Origin of the sequence: Nesterenkonia sp. F, assembly GCF_000220985.1 — a bacterium.
In the GTDB taxonomy this organism is placed as follows: domain Bacteria; phylum Actinomycetota; class Actinomycetes; order Actinomycetales; family Micrococcaceae; genus Nesterenkonia.
In genome coordinates this window covers 18,837-33,415 of the sequence record NZ_AFRW01000020.1, presented here as the reverse complement: position 1 = coordinate 33,415, position 14,579 = coordinate 18,837, and the positions used below count along the sequence as shown (strand labels likewise).

15 protein-coding genes and 1 pseudogene are annotated in these 14,579 nt (G+C 71.3%); 2 read left to right on the top strand and 14 right to left on the bottom strand.

The window, feature by feature from the left end:
- Window positions 1-218 (bottom strand): annotated as a pseudogene (locus tag GU5_RS0102365) (sodium:alanine symporter family protein); the annotation flags it as partial.
- Between the two features lie 154 nt (window positions 219-372).
- Here GU5_RS0102365 and GU5_RS0102360 point away from each other — a divergent pair.
- Complete coding sequence (locus GU5_RS0102360; protein ID WP_010523979.1) at window positions 373-1,308, top strand: CPBP family intramembrane glutamic endopeptidase; 936 nt, start codon at window positions 373-375, stop codon at window positions 1,306-1,308.
- Window positions 1,309-1,313: 5 nt separating this feature from the next.
- Here the strand turns inward: GU5_RS0102360 and GU5_RS0102355 are convergent, their stop codons facing one another.
- The 7 genes from GU5_RS0102355 to GU5_RS0102325 form a co-directional block, all read right to left on the bottom strand.
- Window positions 1,314-1,886: a protein-tyrosine-phosphatase gene (locus GU5_RS0102355; RefSeq protein ID WP_010523978.1), complete on the bottom strand. Its 573-nt coding sequence runs from the start codon at window positions 1,884-1,886 to the stop codon at window positions 1,314-1,316.
- A gap of 86 nt (window positions 1,887-1,972) precedes the next feature.
- A complete protein-coding gene (locus GU5_RS13585) occupies window positions 1,973-2,824 on the bottom strand; it encodes a fructosamine kinase family protein (RefSeq protein ID WP_010523977.1) in 852 nt (283 codons plus the stop codon).
- 7 nt (window positions 2,825-2,831) lie between these two features.
- The gene (gene gatB, locus GU5_RS0102345; RefSeq protein WP_010523976.1) at window positions 2,832-4,346 is read right to left on the bottom strand and encodes an Asp-tRNA(Asn)/Glu-tRNA(Gln) amidotransferase subunit GatB; all 1,515 of its coding nucleotides are present in this window, start codon (window positions 4,344-4,346) and stop codon (window positions 2,832-2,834) included.
- 9 nt (window positions 4,347-4,355) lie between these two features.
- Window positions 4,356-5,897: an Asp-tRNA(Asn)/Glu-tRNA(Gln) amidotransferase subunit GatA gene (gatA, locus tag GU5_RS0102340; protein ID WP_010523975.1), complete on the bottom strand. Its 1,542-nt coding sequence runs from the start codon at window positions 5,895-5,897 to the stop codon at window positions 4,356-4,358.
- Between the two features lie 8 nt (window positions 5,898-5,905).
- Entirely contained in the window at window positions 5,906-6,202 is a 297-nt protein-coding gene (gene gatC / locus GU5_RS0102335) for an Asp-tRNA(Asn)/Glu-tRNA(Gln) amidotransferase subunit GatC (RefSeq protein ID WP_010523974.1), read from the bottom strand.
- Between the two features lie 165 nt (window positions 6,203-6,367).
- Window positions 6,368-7,054, bottom strand: a complete 687-nt coding sequence (locus GU5_RS0102330) for a response regulator (RefSeq protein WP_010523973.1) — start codon at window positions 7,052-7,054, stop codon at window positions 6,368-6,370.
- Window positions 7,051-8,772 (bottom strand): ATP-binding protein, encoded by a 1,722-nt coding sequence (locus GU5_RS0102325; protein ID WP_010523972.1) that lies wholly within the window; start codon window positions 8,770-8,772, stop codon window positions 7,051-7,053. The genes GU5_RS0102330 and GU5_RS0102325 overlap by 4 nt, the downstream gene beginning before the upstream one ends.
- 190 nt (window positions 8,773-8,962) lie before the next feature.
- On the opposite strand from GU5_RS0102325, the gene GU5_RS0102320 reads away from it, so the two are divergent.
- Entirely contained in the window at window positions 8,963-10,465 is a 1,503-nt protein-coding gene (locus GU5_RS0102320; protein WP_010523971.1) for a CitMHS family transporter, read from the top strand.
- Between the two features lie 15 nt (window positions 10,466-10,480).
- On the opposite strand, the gene GU5_RS0102315 is transcribed toward GU5_RS0102320, so the two are convergent.
- Genes GU5_RS0102315 through GU5_RS0102290 form a run of 6 tightly spaced genes read right to left on the bottom strand, consistent with a single transcriptional unit; the run spans window position 10,481 to window position 14,571 of the window.
- The gene (locus tag GU5_RS0102315; protein WP_010523970.1) at window positions 10,481-11,257 is read right to left on the bottom strand and encodes a hypothetical protein; all 777 of its coding nucleotides are present in this window, start codon (window positions 11,255-11,257) and stop codon (window positions 10,481-10,483) included.
- Window positions 11,257-11,757: a hypothetical protein gene (locus tag GU5_RS0102310; RefSeq protein ID WP_010523969.1), complete on the bottom strand. Its 501-nt coding sequence runs from the start codon at window positions 11,755-11,757 to the stop codon at window positions 11,257-11,259. The genes GU5_RS0102315 and GU5_RS0102310 overlap by 1 nt, the downstream gene beginning before the upstream one ends.
- A gap of 50 nt (window positions 11,758-11,807) precedes the next feature.
- The gene (locus GU5_RS0102305) at window positions 11,808-12,212 is read right to left on the bottom strand and encodes a hypothetical protein (protein WP_010523968.1); all 405 of its coding nucleotides are present in this window, start codon (window positions 12,210-12,212) and stop codon (window positions 11,808-11,810) included.
- A gap of 33 nt (window positions 12,213-12,245) precedes the next feature.
- A complete protein-coding gene (locus GU5_RS0102300) occupies window positions 12,246-12,656 on the bottom strand; it encodes a hypothetical protein (RefSeq protein ID WP_010523967.1) in 411 nt (136 codons plus the stop codon).
- Between the two features lie 48 nt (window positions 12,657-12,704).
- Window positions 12,705-14,108: a hypothetical protein gene (locus tag GU5_RS0102295; RefSeq protein ID WP_010523966.1), complete on the bottom strand. Its 1,404-nt coding sequence runs from the start codon at window positions 14,106-14,108 to the stop codon at window positions 12,705-12,707.
- Between the two features lies 1 nt (window position 14,109).
- Window positions 14,110-14,571: a DUF6507 family protein gene (locus GU5_RS0102290; protein WP_139084276.1), complete on the bottom strand. Its 462-nt coding sequence runs from the start codon at window positions 14,569-14,571 to the stop codon at window positions 14,110-14,112.
- Window positions 14,572-14,579 lie beyond the last annotated feature (8 nt).

The window sequence follows — 14,579 nt, the reverse complement described above, 5'->3', positions numbered from 1 at the left end:
GCGCCCACACGTCCCGACAGCGACATCGTCAGCGCCTGGAAGGGCGAGATGCCGTCGGCCGAGCTGCCGCCGCGGACGATGCTGCGGAGCATGTTCGGCAGTCCGGTGATCTGGATCAGCCCCGAACGCAGCGTGAACCAGAGGCCGGCGCCCAGGCAGAGCCAGACGAGCCAGTCGCTCCACACGACGTCGAGCGCCCCTTCGATGAATGCATCCATGCCGTCTCTCCCTCTCTCGCCCGCCGACGACGGCGGCGGGCCGGGATCTCCGGCTCCCTCGCCGGATCCCCTTCTGGTGTGAACGGTGCCCGTCGCCGACGATGCATGTGTCATGACTCACAGCGTGAGCCTCGCGGAGCAGATTAGCACCCGGGTGTTTCAGCCATGTGGCATCCGCGCCGCGCCGTCCGGATCGGCGTTCACCCGCGACCCTGCGCCCACGACGGCGGAGACGCGCAGACCCTCGCGATATGCTGACCGGCGTGGATCGCAGGACTCCCCCGCAGACGCCGCCCCGGCCGCGCCGCTCGACGCCGGCACGCGCCGGCTGCTGATCATCGAGCTGGTCCTGGTGCTCGCGCTCTCGCTGGGCCGCAGCGCCGTCTACGCCGTGCTCGAGCTGGCCGAACGACTGTCCCGGGGGCCGCTGGGCGAGCAGACCGCCACAGTGCAGACCTCCCAGTCGCGCCTGGAGGTCTTCGATGCCGCCTATCAGGTCCTCGACAGCGTCTTCGCGCTGGCGCCGGCCGCGCTGGCGCTGTTCCTGCTGCACCTGCACCATGCCGGCGGCTCGCCGAACCCGTTCCGGAGGATCGGACTGGATCTGCGCCGCCCCGGGCGCGACGCCGCCTCCGGCCTCGGTCTCTTCGGACTCATCGGCGCCGGGACGCTGCTGGTCTATCTCACCGGTCGCAGCCTGGGGATCACCGCCGAGCTCGTCCCCGCCGACGTCGCCGCGCACTGGTGGACCCCGGCGGCGCTGCTGCTGGCCGCGCTGCGCCACGGTCTCGTCGAAGAGATCATCATGGTCGGCTGGTTCCTCGACCGCTGCCGGCGGCTGGCCCCGCACACCTCGCCCTGGGTGCTCGTGGTGCTCTCCGCCGTGATCCGCGGGGCCTATCACCTCTATCAGGGGATCGGTCCGGGGATCGGCAATCTGCTGATGGGACTGATCTTCGGCGCGCTGTACCTGCGCACCGGCCGGGTGATGCCGCTGGTGATCGCCCACGTGCTGCTCGACGCAGTGGCCTTCCTGGCCTTCCCGCTGGTGCTGCGGGCCACCGGCCTCGGCGCCGTGCTGAGCGGCTGACCGCCTCAGCCGCGCACGAGCTCGACCAGCGCCTCCGTAGGGTCGCTGATCTGGGCGAAGGACTCGTCGTAGACCGATTCGGGCAGCATGTAGGGGTCGACGACGTCGTCCTCGCGCCCAGGCGCCCCCGCCGTCGAGCGCGCGGCGTCGAGCAGCGGCACGACGGCGGCGAAGCGATCGGCGACCGAGGCGCCGGGGCCCGCCGCGTCGTCGAGCCGTGCGGCGTCGACGTGCTCGAGCAGCCGGCCGACCTCGCGGATGGTGAAGGTCCGCTCCGCCGCCTCGGGCACCTCGTCGAGCAGGTCGGCGACGTGGATCCGGGTGGCGGTGAGGATCAGATCCGACTCCTCGATCATCGCCGCGGTGACCTGCTCGGCGACGAAGTCGTCGACGGCGGCCCCGGCGGCGGCGACCCGCCGCTTCATCGGCGGCTGCATGTCCTCGCCGTCGTGGGCGAAGGTCCCGCCCGAGTGCACCCTGACCTCCGGCTCGTCGACGAAGGCGTGGGCGAGCAGGCGCTCCATCGCCGGCGAGCGGCAGATGTTTCCGGTGCACACGGTCAGCACGGTGAAGGTCATGCGATCCTCTCTGATGAACGGGATGGTCGGAACAGACGGCACGTGGCGAGGCGGCCCGGTCAGTCCGAGGAGCCGGATGCCCCGGGTCAGAGCCGCAGGACGGACTCGGCCGCGCGCAGCGTCGGCGCGGCGTATCCGGGCCCGAAGAGCGCCCAATGGGCGAGCAGCGGGAAGAGCTGATGCAGCGGGACACGGCCCTCGACGCCGTCGCGCAGCGGGGCCGTGCGCTGATACCCCTGCATCACCCGGTCCAGGTGCGGCAGCCCGAAGAGCTGCAGCATGGCCAGGTCGGCCTCGCGGTGGCCGGCGTGGGCGGCCGGGTCGATGAGCACGGCCTCGACGCCGCCGGGCCCGGTGCCCGAAGCACCCGAGACTCCCCCACCGCGCGGGGCGGCGCGCCAGAGCACGTTGCCCGCCCACAGGTCGCCGTGGATCCGTGCGGGCGGCTCGTCGTCGTCCAAGGCTCCGGAGGCGATCCGGTCCCGGACGCGCTGCAGCAGCGTCCGCGACTCGACGTCGGCGGCCCAGGGCGCGACGTCCAGCTCGGCGAGCAGCGGGTCGATCCGCTCGGCGGCGTGGAACGCGCCCCAGGAGTCATGGGTGCCCGCGCCGACGTCGCGCAGATCCTCGGCCGGGCCGAAGAACGGTGCAACCCCCTCGGGATGCTCTGCCGGCAGCGCGCCGAACGGCGGGGTCTGGCCCTGCTCGGCGAGTGACCGGTGGGTGATCGCCAGCGCGGCGCCGAAGGCTTCGGCGGCCTCCGGATCCGGGCGAGCCTCGACGATCTCCTCCAGCTCCAGCATCCCGGGGGCGGCGGCCCGGACCTGGACGACCGCCGCGCCGCCGGACTGCACCGGCTCGGCGAGCCAGCGCAGTCCGGCGGCCTCGACCATCGCGGCCTCGGGCCGGTCGGCGGGGACGGACTTGCGATGCGTCATGGACAGCTCAGGAGACTCCCAGCTTCTCCATGACGATCTCGCGGACCTTGCCCGCATCGGCCTGGCCCCGGGTCTCCTTCATGACCGGGCCGATGAGCGCGCCGATGGCCTTGAGCTTGCCGCCGGCGACCTTCTCCACCACGTCGGGGTTCTCCGCCATGGCCTTCTCCACCGCGGCGGTCAGCGCGCCGTCGTCGGAGACGACCTCCAGGCCGCGGGCGGAGACGATCTCGGCCGGCGAGCCCTCGCCGTCGAGGTGGAACTCCAGCACCTGGCGGGCGATCTTGTCGTTGATCCTCCCCTCGTCGATGAGGCCGGAGAGCTCGATGATCGTCGCCGACTGCACGCCCAGGGCGGTCGGCTCGACGTCGCGGGCGTTGGCCAGCCGGGAGATCTCGCCCATCCACCACTTGCGGGCGGTGGCCGGCGAGGCGCCGGAGGCCACTGTCTCCTCGATCTCGTCGAGCAGCCCGGCGGCGACCACGTCACGGAACTCGGCGTCGGAGTAGCCCCAGGCCTCGCGCAGACGACGACGGCGCTCGGCCGGCGGCTCGGGCAGCGTGGACCGCAGCTCCTCGATCCACTCGGGCGAGGAGACGATCGGCACCAGGTCAGGCTCCGGGAAGTACCGGTAGTCGTCGGCGTCGGACTTCGGACGACCCGAGCTGGTGGTGCGGGTGTCCTCGTTCCAGTGGCGGGTCTCCTGCACGATCGACCCGCCGGCGGTGAGCACGCCCGCGTGGCGACGGATCTCGAAGGTGACCGCGTGCTCGACGGCACGCATGGAGTTGACGTTCTTCGTCTCCGAGCGGGTGCCGAACGTGGACGATCCCTTCGGCATCAGCGAGACGTTGGCGTCGCAGCGGACGTTGCCGCGCTCCATGCGGGCGTCGGAGATGTCCAGCGCCTTGACCACGTCGCGGACGGCGCTGACGTAGGCGCGGGCGATCTCCGGAGCACGGGAGCCGGCGCCGACGATCGGCTTGGTGACGATCTCGATCAGCGGCACCCCGGCCCGGTTGTAGTCCACGAGCGAGGAGTCCGCGCCCTGGATGCGGCCGGATCCGCCCTGGTGGGTCAGCTTGCCGGCGTCCTCCTCCATGTGGGCGCGCTCGATCTCCACACGGAAGATCTCGCCGTCGTCGAGCTCGACGTCCAGGTGTCCGTCGTGGGCGATGGGCTCGTCGTACTGCGAGGTCTGCCAGTTCTTCGGGGTGTCCGGGTAGAAGTACTGCTTGCGCGCGAAGCGGCAGGACTCGGCGATGGAGCAGTTCAGCGCCAGGCCGAGCCGGATCGCCGACTCCACGGCCTTCTCGTTGACCACCGGCAGAGCGCCCGGCAGGCCCAGGCAGACCGGGCTGACGTTGGTGTTCGGCTCGTCGCCGAAGGCGTTCGGCGCCGCGGAGAACATCTTGGTGGCGGTGTTCAGCTCGACGTGGACCTCGAAGCCGAGGACCGGGTCGAACTGCTCCAGCGCGTCCTGGAAGGACAGCGGAGCGGCGTCGGGGAGCGTCTCAGTCATGGGAAGTCCTCACTCTCCTGCGGTCTGGGCCGCGGCGGTCGACAGCTCGGGGGCCTGCGCCCAGAGAGGCTCGGCGTCGGCGGTCAGCAGGGTCTCCAGGGCGCCGGCGGCGCGGTAGGCCCGGGCATCCTCGCGGGCGGGGGCCAGGAACTGGATGCCCACCGGCAGCCCGTCGGACAGGCCGCCGGGCACCGAGATGCCGGGGATGCCGGCGAGGTTCGCAGGGATGGTGGCGACGTCGTTGAGATACATCGCCAGCGGATCGTCCAGCTTCTCCCCCAGCGGGAAGGCCACTGTCGGCGCCGTCGGCGAGATCAGCACGTCGGCCTGCTCGAAGGCGGCGGCGAAGTCGCGCTGGATCAGCGTGCGCACCTTCTGCGCCGACCCGTAGTAGGCGTCGTAGTAGCCGGCCGAGAGGGCGTAGGTGCCCAGGATGATGCGTCGCTTGACCTCGTCGCCGAAGCCGGCCGCGCGGGTCGCGCCCATGACGCGCTCGATGGTCAGCGGGCCGTCCTCGGGCTCGACGCGGGCGCCGTAGCGCACGCCGTCGAAGCGGGCCAGGTTGGAGGAGGCCTCCGATGGCATGATCAGGTAGTAGGCGCTCAGCGCGTGCTCGAAGCTCGGGCAGTCGACCTCGACGATCTCCGCCCCGGCCTCACGCAGCGCGTCCAGCGACTCCTGGAAGCGGGCGAGCACGCCGTCCTGGTACCCCTCGCCCTGCAGCTGCTTGATGACGCCGATCCGCAGGCCGGAGACGTCGGTCGTGCGGGCCGCCTCGCCGAAGGCCGGGACCTCGTCGGGCAGCGAGGTGGAGTCCTTCGGGTCATGGCCGGCGATCAGCTCGTGCAGCAGTGCGGCGTCCTCGGTGGTGCGGGCCACCGGGCCGATCTGATCCAGCGAGGAGGCCATCGCGATGGCCCCGTAGCGCGAGACCGAGCCGTAGGTGGGCTTGGTGCCCACGGTGCCGGTGACCGCGCCGGGCTGGCGGATGGAGCCGCCGGTGTCGGTGCCGAGCGCCAGCGGGGCCTCGAAGGCCGCGACCGCGGCGGCGGAACCGCCGCCGGAGCCGCCGGGGATGCGGTCGGTGTCCCAGGGATTGCGGGTCACCCCGTAGGCCGAGTGCTCGGTGGAGGAGCCCATGGCGAACTCGTCGAGGTTGGTCTTGCCCAGGATCGGCAGCTTCGCCGCGCGGATCCGTTCGACGACGGTGGCGTCGTAGGGGCTCATCCAGTCCTCGAGCATCTTCGAGCCGGCGGTGGTGGGCTGTCCGACGGTGACGATCAGGTCCTTGATCGCGATCGGCACGCCGGCCAGCGGGTGCAGCGCCTCGGCCTCGGCGCCGCCGGCCGCGCGGATCGCGTCGACCTCCTCGGCGGTGGCCAGCGCCTCGTCGCGGGAGACGTGGAGGAAGGCGTTCAGGCCGGCCTCGCCGCCGTCGACGGCGTCGATGCGGTCCAGGTGCGCCCGCACCAGGTCGACGGAGGTGATCTCGCCGACGCGGAGCGCCTCCGCCATCTGCACGGCGGTCAGTCGGGTCATGTCTGCAGTCATCGCTCGCCTCACTCCTCGTCCAGGATCGCGGGGACCTTGAAGCGGCCGTCCTCGGCGTCCGGCGCGTTGCTCAGCGCCTGCTCCGCGGTGAAGACCTCGCCGACCTCGTCGCGGCGGAACACGTTGGTCAGCGGCAGCGGGTGGCTGGTCGCCGGCACCTCGGCGTCGACAGCCTCCGAGACCTTCTTCACGGAGTCGACGATCACGTCGAGCTCGCCGGCCATCGTGGTGAGCTCCTCGTCGGTCATGCTGATATGGGCGAGTTTCGCAAGATGCTCGACGTCGGCGCGCGAGATCTCAGACATGCAGCTCCCTCGAAACAGGTAGGGGAAAGATCAGGATCGGTCGACGCCAGTCTACTGGGGACGTCGCGACGACGCCTGCTCGCCGCCGAGGCCGGACAGGACCGCGGCGGACGAGGAGCGGGAGGAGCGGGAGGAGCGGGAGGAGCGGACGGGCGGGGCCCGCGGTCAGCTCGCCCAGCGGTATCGGTGCTCGGGGCGTCCGGCCGAGCCGTACTGCAGGCGCAGCTCGGCCCGCCCCTCGGTGCACAGATGCTCCAGGTAGCGACGAGCGGTCACCCGCGCGACTCCCGTCGCCGCGGAGACCTCGGCGGCGGAGAGGTCGCCGACGGCGTCGCGCAGCGTCTCGGAGACCAGCGTCGCCGTCGTCGCGGTCAGGCCCTTGGGCAACGCCGTCGACGAGGCCGGCCGCAGCAGAGAGACCAGCTGGTCGACGTCGCCCTGGGTGACGGTGCTCAGCCGCTCGGCGGCCCGCCGCATCGCCGCATAGCGCTCCAGCACCTCGCGCAGCGTGGCCAGCGGGAAGGGCTTGAGCAGATAGTGCAGCGCACCGGACTGCAGGGCGGTGCGCACATGGGCGACCTCGCGCAGCGCGGTGATGACGACGACGTCGACCAGCCCGGCGCCGGTGGCCTGGCCGGGGCCGCGCATCTCGCGCAGCACGTCGAGCCCGGGGCGGTCGGGGAGGAAGAGGTCGAGCAGCACCAGGTCCGGGGCGTGGCGCTGGACGGCGGCCACGGCCGAGGCGGCGGCGTGCTCGACGTCGACCACCTCGAAGCCCGGCGTCGAGTCCACCAGCTCCCGGTGGTTCTGGGCCACGCGGGCGTCGTCGTCGACGATGAGCACACGGATCATCGGTCCTCCTGGTGATCGGCGGATGCGGGCGCGCGGTCCTCCGCCGACGGCTCGCGGGGCAGATAGGCGCTGAAGATCGTCTCCTCCTCGGCGTCGACGACGACTTCGCCGCCCCGCCGTCGACAGGCCTGACGCACCAGAGCCAGTCCCAGGCCGCGCTCGGCGGCGGCTCCGGTCTTGGTGCTGAACCCGGCGGCGAAGACCTGATCCTCCCCGGCGGCCAGTCCCGGCCCCGAGTCGGTCACGCGGACCTCGACGACGTCGCCGTCGACCCCGCCGAGCGCGTGCTGGCGGACGAGCAGCTCCACCCGCCCGCCGGCGCCGGCGGCGTCCAGCGCGTTGTCCACCAGATTGCCGATGATCAGCAGCAGGTCGTCGCGCAGCTCGGAATCGAGGTCGTCGGGCAGGCTGCTCAGCTCGGTCAGGGTGAATTCCGTCTGCCGCTCGGCGGCCTGCGCGGCCTTCGCCAGCGTCAGCGCGGCGACCGCCGGGTCGGCGAGCCGCGCGGCGATCTCGGCGCCGTCGCGCGTGGTCTCGGCCGACAGCTCGGCGACGAAGGCGCGAGCCCGCTCGACCGCGCCGAGCTCCAGCATGCCGGCGACGGTGTGGATGCGGTTGGCGAACTCGTGGCGCTGGACGCGCAGTCCGCGGGTGACCGTCTGGGCGCCGTCGAGCTGCTCGGCCAGCCGCCGCAGATCGGTCTGGTCGCGCAGCGTGATCACCGTGCCGCCGTCGGGCTCCTCAGGACGCACCCGACGACGGCGGCAGATCAGGATCCGATCCCCGGCGGCGAGCAGCTCGCCCGCGTCGGCGGCGTCGGTGGCGTCGCGGTCCGGATCCCGCTCGCCGGCGGCATCCTCCGCCGACCCGCTCGACGGCCCGTCGACCAGGGCGACGGCCAGCGCCTCGTCGAGCCCCAGCTCGCGCGGCGAGCGCCCCAGCGTCTCGGCGTCGTCCGCGGGCAGTCCGAGCAGCCGGCGCGCCGGCGGATTCGCCAGCACGATGCGTCCGTCATGGTCGAGGGCCAGCACGCCGTCGCCGATGGCGTGCAGCAGAGCCTCCCTGCTGTCGAGCAGCTCGGCGATCTGCTCCGGCTCCAGCCCGCGGGTATCGGCCCGGATGCGGCGGGCCAGCAGATGCGCCGCTGCCGCGCCGAGGAGCAGGACCAGCCCGGAGACGCCGAGGATGTAGGGGACGTCTTCGCGCGAGGCCACGCGCACGTCGCCGGCGAGGATCCCGGCGGAGACGTAGCCCAGCACCGTCTCGCCGTCGTCGCCGCGGACCGGCACGCGAGCACGCAGCGTCAGCCCCGCGGGGCCGCGCTCGGTGCCGGTCCAGATCTCGCCCTCCAGCACCGGGGTGGGGTCGGTGTGCGGCGGCCTGCCGATGGCCTCCTCGACCGGGTGCGACTGGCGGATGCCGTGGCGGTCGACGATGACGATGTAGCGGAAGCCCGAGGCCTTCCGCAGCGTCTCGGCCAGCGGCGCCAGCGTCTCGGCGGGGTCCTCGGCGGTGAGGTCCTCGCGCACCTGCGGCATGGCCGCGACCGTCTCGGCCATGGTCATCGCCCGGTGCTCGTACTCCTGGTGGACCTCCCGACGCTCGTGGACGAACCACAGGGCTCCGACCGCCAGCACGATGCCGACCAGCAGCAGGACGTTGACCAGGAAGAGCCGGCGACTCAGAGGGATGCGCCGACGACGGCGTGGTGCGGCCATGCCCCTCCCCTCGTCGGTCGGTCGTCCTGCGGATCTGCGTGACCACTATGACCATTATCGCGGCTGTGTGTACAACGCCGTGACCCGCCTCACGTCACCCCCAGGATGTGTCGGAGACCTCATCGGGGATCCACGTCACAGTCTCGCACCGGGACCGGATCCTCGCCGCACCGTTCGCATCGGAGGACACATGCTGAGCATCGTCGGCCTCGCCGTCATCGTCTGCATGACCACGCTGCTGATCCTGGGGCGCATCGCCCCGGTGGTCGGCCTGACCGTCATCCCTATCACCGGAGCTCTGATCGCCGGGTTCGGCCCCGGAGAGATCAGCGAGTTCTTCGACACCGGGCTCGCCGACGTCGCCGACGTCGCGGTGATGCTGATCTTCGCGATCCTGTTCTTCGGGGTGATGAACGACGTCGGCCTGTTCAACCCGCTGATCCGGGCGACGGTCAAGCTCACCGGCGGCAATGTGATCGCCGTCTGCGTGGGAACCGTCCTGCTCGGGGCGGTGTGCCACCTCGACGGCGCCGGCGCGTCGACGTACCTGATCACCCTGCCGGCGCTGCTGCCGCTCTACCGGCACCTGGGCATGAGCCCGTACCTGCTCTTCCTGCTGGTCTCGACCAGCATGGGCATCCTGAACATGCTGCCCTGGGGCGGTCCGACCGGGCGTGCCGCCAGCGTCACCGGCATGGACCCGGTGGACCTGTGGATCTCGCTGATCCCGGTCCAGGGCGTCGCGCTGGTGCTCCTGGTCGCCATGGCTGTGCTCCTGGGCATCCGGGAGAAGAAGCGGCTGGAGACGCGCGCGCTGGTGGCCGCCGACGACCCCGAGCTGGTCGGCGCGGCCGTCGGCGTCGGCAGCTCCTCCGGCTCGCTCGACACTGTCGACGCGACCGACGCGGGAGCCGTTTCCTCGGACGGATCGGCCGGCCGGGATCGGTTCACCTCCTCGAACTCCGCGATCACCCGCGGCGTGGCCGACGAGTCCGCCGCCGAGACTCCGGACGACGGCGGCTCCTCAGACGCCGGCTCCTCCGACGTCGGCAACCCGGTCGACGAGAACGCCGCCCGCCGCCCGCTGTGGATGAACGCCGCACTGGTCGTGCTGGTCATCGCCGCGCTGATCTCGCAGGTGGTGCCGCCGTCGCTGGCCTTCATGGTCGCACTCTCCGGCGCGCTGGTGCTGAACTATCCGCGGGTCTCCGACCAGATGGCCCGCATCCGCGCCCACGGCGGCAGCGCGCTGGGCACCGGCTCGATCATCTTCGCCGCCGGCTGCTTCCTGGGCATCATGTCCGAGTCCGGCATGCTCGAGGCGCTGGCCTCGGCGGCGATCGGGGTGCTGCCGGAGGCCCTGCTGCCCCAGCTGCACCTGATCGTCGGCGCCGTCGGCCTGCCCCTGGAGCTGCTGTTCTCCACCGACGCGCACTACTTCGCGCTGCTGCCGCTGGTCGAGGGCATCGGCTCCGACGCCGGGGTGAGCACGCTGGCCATCACCCAGACGGTGATCGTCGGCAACGTGATCGGCACCTACCTGAGCCCCTTCAACGCCTCGATGTGGTTGGGGCTCGGTCTGGCGAACCTCGACATGGGCAAGCACTTCCGATACTCGTTTTTCCCCATGTGGATCTTCAGCGTCCTGGTGCTGGCCGTCAGCCTGGCGCTGGGCCTGATCAGCTGGTCCTGACGCCGGGGCCGGTCTTCAGGCGTGCTGGCCCCAGCGGGCGATGTCCTCGCCCCCGGGCAGGGAGGCCACGGTCATGTGCCAGACCACCCAGGCCGGGGCCGGCTCGAGCAGGTGCTTCTCGCCGAGGAACCGCCGTTCGGCGGAGTGGACGAGCATCCCGGCCGGAGTGTCGACCCCCATCAGGCGGGCCTGCGCCCCGCCCGCGCCGTCGTCCCACTCGGCCGCCAGCACGACGACGTCGGCCTGGCCGGCCTCCAGGTCGTCAGCGATCTGCGGTGACTGTCCGCGCACGGCCGCCGCGGCCTGGTGCCGGGCGGCTGCCGGGCCGTCGGGTCCCTGGGAGAAGTCCACGGCCCGCACCATCAGGTCCTTCGGGACCTCGGCGGGCACGACGCCGTGAGCAGGGGCCGGGCGCGGACCGAGTCCCATCCAGTCGATGAGCACCGGGTAGAGCGTCCCGCCGGCCGCACCGCGCAGCAGCACGGAGCCGTCGTCCTGCGGCTCCTGCCAGAGCATGCCGTGCGGACTGAGCCGGATGGTGGTATTCCGCTCGCGCCCCTGGGAGTCGACACGCTGGACGAGGATCACCGCGCGCTGCTCGGAGAAGGAGCGCATCAGGCGGTCGTACTCGGGAGCGGGGCGGCCGTCGCTCACGAGGAGCTGTCCGTCGAGGTCGCGGAGCTCGGGGACGGTGACCGGCTCCAGCCAGCCGAGGGCGGCGGCGAGCTGGTCCAGCTGCTCGGCGCCGAGCCGTGCGATGCTGCGCTGTTCCTTCGGACTGTGCTGCTCCATCAGGAGACCCCCGTCCACTCGAGCGTGTTGGCCAGCGACCAGCCGCCCTCGGACCAGGTCGGCATGTCGACGGTCGGATAGGTGACGGTCATGGAGAGCTCGACGCCGACGCAGCGGGCCACCCACTGGTGCATCATCACCGGCACGGCCTCGGCGGTGGTGTAGGACGCGACGCGCATGACGCCGTGGACCTGCTGCTCGCCGAGGAAGCCGAAGGTGTCGACGTCGAGGTGCAACGGCCGGAGGTCGCGCAGCTGTTCGGCGAGCGTGGACTCGACGATCCGCTGGGAATCCAACACCGCGGCCGGATCGGTGCTGTGCTCCTGGCCCAGCGGCGCCTGGGTGAAGACCACGGTGGGCACGAAGCCCATGCTCCACGGCCGGTCGTCGCCGACGATGACCAGCCCGTCGCCGATCCCGCTGAGGTCGACCTCCCAACGCTGCGGGATCTCCAGGGCCGCGGCGAACTGCGGGTGCTCGAGCCGCTGCGATGCGTCCATGCTGCTCCGTTCATCCGTTCAGGGTGCCGGCTGATCGTCTCCGGCGGTCTTCAGGTGATCTGCTCGTTCTGCCGCGCTGCGGCCTTCTTCTCCCGGCGACGACGGCGACGCTCCTCCCGATCCTGCTTGCGCCGCTCGCGCACCCATTTCGGGGTGAGGAAGGGCGGGACGGGCACGCCCATAGTGGCGAAGAAGCCGCAGATCATGAGGAACGCCAACGGGCCGATCGTCCACTTCTCCAGCCACTCAGGCCATGGAAGCCCCCAAGCTTCAAAGACTTTCGAAGCACTGACGACGGAGGCCAGGCCGAAGAACGGCGGAAAGGCGTACAAGTACAAGCGTTCTGAGAACCAGCCGTACCAATGCGCGTCCGTGATCAGGCGCGGGTAGATGACGGACCACACCGTGACCACCGGACACACCACCATGGCGATGAACCACAGGACGGTGCTCACCGTCGGTCGCCTGCTTTCGCTTCACACCGTGGCTCACCCATGATTCGCCACGGTTCCAGCCTTCTTCGCCGCCCTCTTCGCCTCACGGCGCCGTCGACGCTCTTCCCGATCCTGCTTCCGCCGCTCACGCACCCATTTCGGGGTGAGGAACGGCGGCACTGGCACGCCCATCGTGGCGAAGAAACCGCAGAGCATGAGGAAACCGGTTGTTCCCATCGTCACCTGCTCCAACCACGTCGGCCAGCTGATCCCCCACACCTCGGACACTCGATACGCGCATGCCACCGACGCCATCGCGAAGAATGGAGGGAAGGCATACAAGTACAGACGTTCCGAGATCCAGCCATACCAATGAGCGTCACTGATGATGCGCGGGTAGACGATGAACCATGCTGTCAGCACCGGGCACACCAGCAGTCCGATGAACCATAGAGCGAAGCTCACCCTTGTCTCCTCACTTTGCTCTCGTCGAGTTTCTGCTGATTCAAGGAGTCAGAACACCGATGTGACAGCGTCCCATGTGTCTTTCGCCCCCTCGGCGATGCGCGCAGAGGTGTCCTCCACGAAATCCTGCGCCCCTGCCGCGACGTCGCCGACGCCCTCTTTTACGACTTCCGCCGCTTCCTTGCCGAGAGTGCTTCCAGCGATTCCGCCGATGATGCCCCCGGCAACGGCACCAATCGCAGTCCCCGGCCCAGGGAACAGCGACCCGATCGCAGCTCCGGCGGCAGCTCCTGCCTTCGCCCCGGCCCATCCGCCGACGGCCGCGCCGCCGCCGACTGTGAAAGACCGAGCAAGTTTCTCCCCGCCCTTCATCTGTGGGTGCTCGGCGCTGTCCTCGTTCCACTGTCCCACGGTGCCGGTGATGAAGGTGAGGCCACCACCGGCCTTGGTCGCGAAGCTGCTCACCTTGCTCGCCGTGCTGAACGCCCCGGCTTTCCCAGCCTTCGGAGTCAGGTTGTCCGTGTTGAAGTTCGCGAAGAAGCGGCTCCGCAGGGCCTTGGCCCCGTCGCGGAAGCCCTGCGGCCGCCGGTAGGGATTCTGCGCGGAGTTCTTCGCGAGCCACTGCCCGCTGTTGGTCACCTGGCGGGCGTCCCAGCCGGTCACCTTCTGCACCAGCTTGGTCCCGCGTTCTCCGCGGGCGGCGGTGTTCTTCGCCCACTCGGGCGCCCAGCCCTGCCGCGGCCTCACCTCGGACCAGGAATGCTTCAGCGAGTCGGCGACCGCACCCGTCGCCATGAGCCCCTTCGACGCGGCGAAGGAGAGCGCATCCGTCCAGGTGCCGCCGAAGTTCTCGCCCGGAGTGACGCCGAGGGACTCCACCAGCCAGTCCTCCGGCGACTGCGCCGGAGCCTCGACCTCCTCGGCAGTCTCCGCCGTCGACACCTCCTGCCGGCTCCCCCGCGGCAGCGAGGCGCTGGTGGTGATCGCCCCGAGCGCCGCCGCGCACGCGTTCTGCGCCTCGTCCTTCGATTCGGCCAGCTCCTGGCACCGGCGCTGCAGCTCGGCGATGCGTTCCTCCCGCGCCGCCCAGTCGTCCTCGGCGGCTCCCTCGACGCCCTGCGTCTGGAAGGTCTCGATGTCGGCCAGCAGCACCCGCCGCGTCGTCTGCATCTCCCGAACGGCCTCCGCGTAGGTGCGCACGGCGGACTCGGCTTCCCCGCCGGCGCGCGCCAGCTCCGCCGTCCGGCTCGTGGCCGGCTGCAGCACGGTCAGCAGCTCCCCGGCCTCCGGCGCCCGGTACGAATGCTCCAGCCCGCCCCAGGTGCGGGAGGCCCGCCCCATGGACTCGTCGACGTCGGCCGTCGCCGTCTTCAGCGCCGTCGCGGAGGACTCGAGGGTGTCGGGGTCGTCGAGGTCCACGACGGTGAACCGCTCGGCATAGGTCGTGGCCATGTCAGCCCGCCCCCGGCATGTCCGGTCGCTGGACATCCCCGGCGCTCTTCCGGGCGGTCGCCGCCATCTGGTCGTCACCGACGGAGTAGTGGTCCAGGGCGGTCGAGGTCCCGCTCGTCGCCGCCTCCGCCTGCGCGACGGCACTGGTCCCAGTGGGCTCCAGGACTTCGGCCTCAAGCCCCTGGACGGCCTCAGCCACCACGGAGCTGTTCGCCAGGTCCTGGGCCAGCGTCGTGGCGGCCGCCGTGACGCCGCTCGTCCGTCCTCGTGCTTCCTCGGCCGTGTCGCCGACCGTGGAGACCGTGGACGAGGCCTCGACGGGCAGGATCTCGAATCGCATCGCCGTGCTCGTTCCCCCTTCTCCGTGTTCGAGCCTGAGTCTTCCCGCGGCCTCCGCGCGCCGCGGCGTCCCGACGAGGATAGACCGATCTCCGCCCGTCCCGCAGATGTTCTCCACAAGCACGCCGGGAT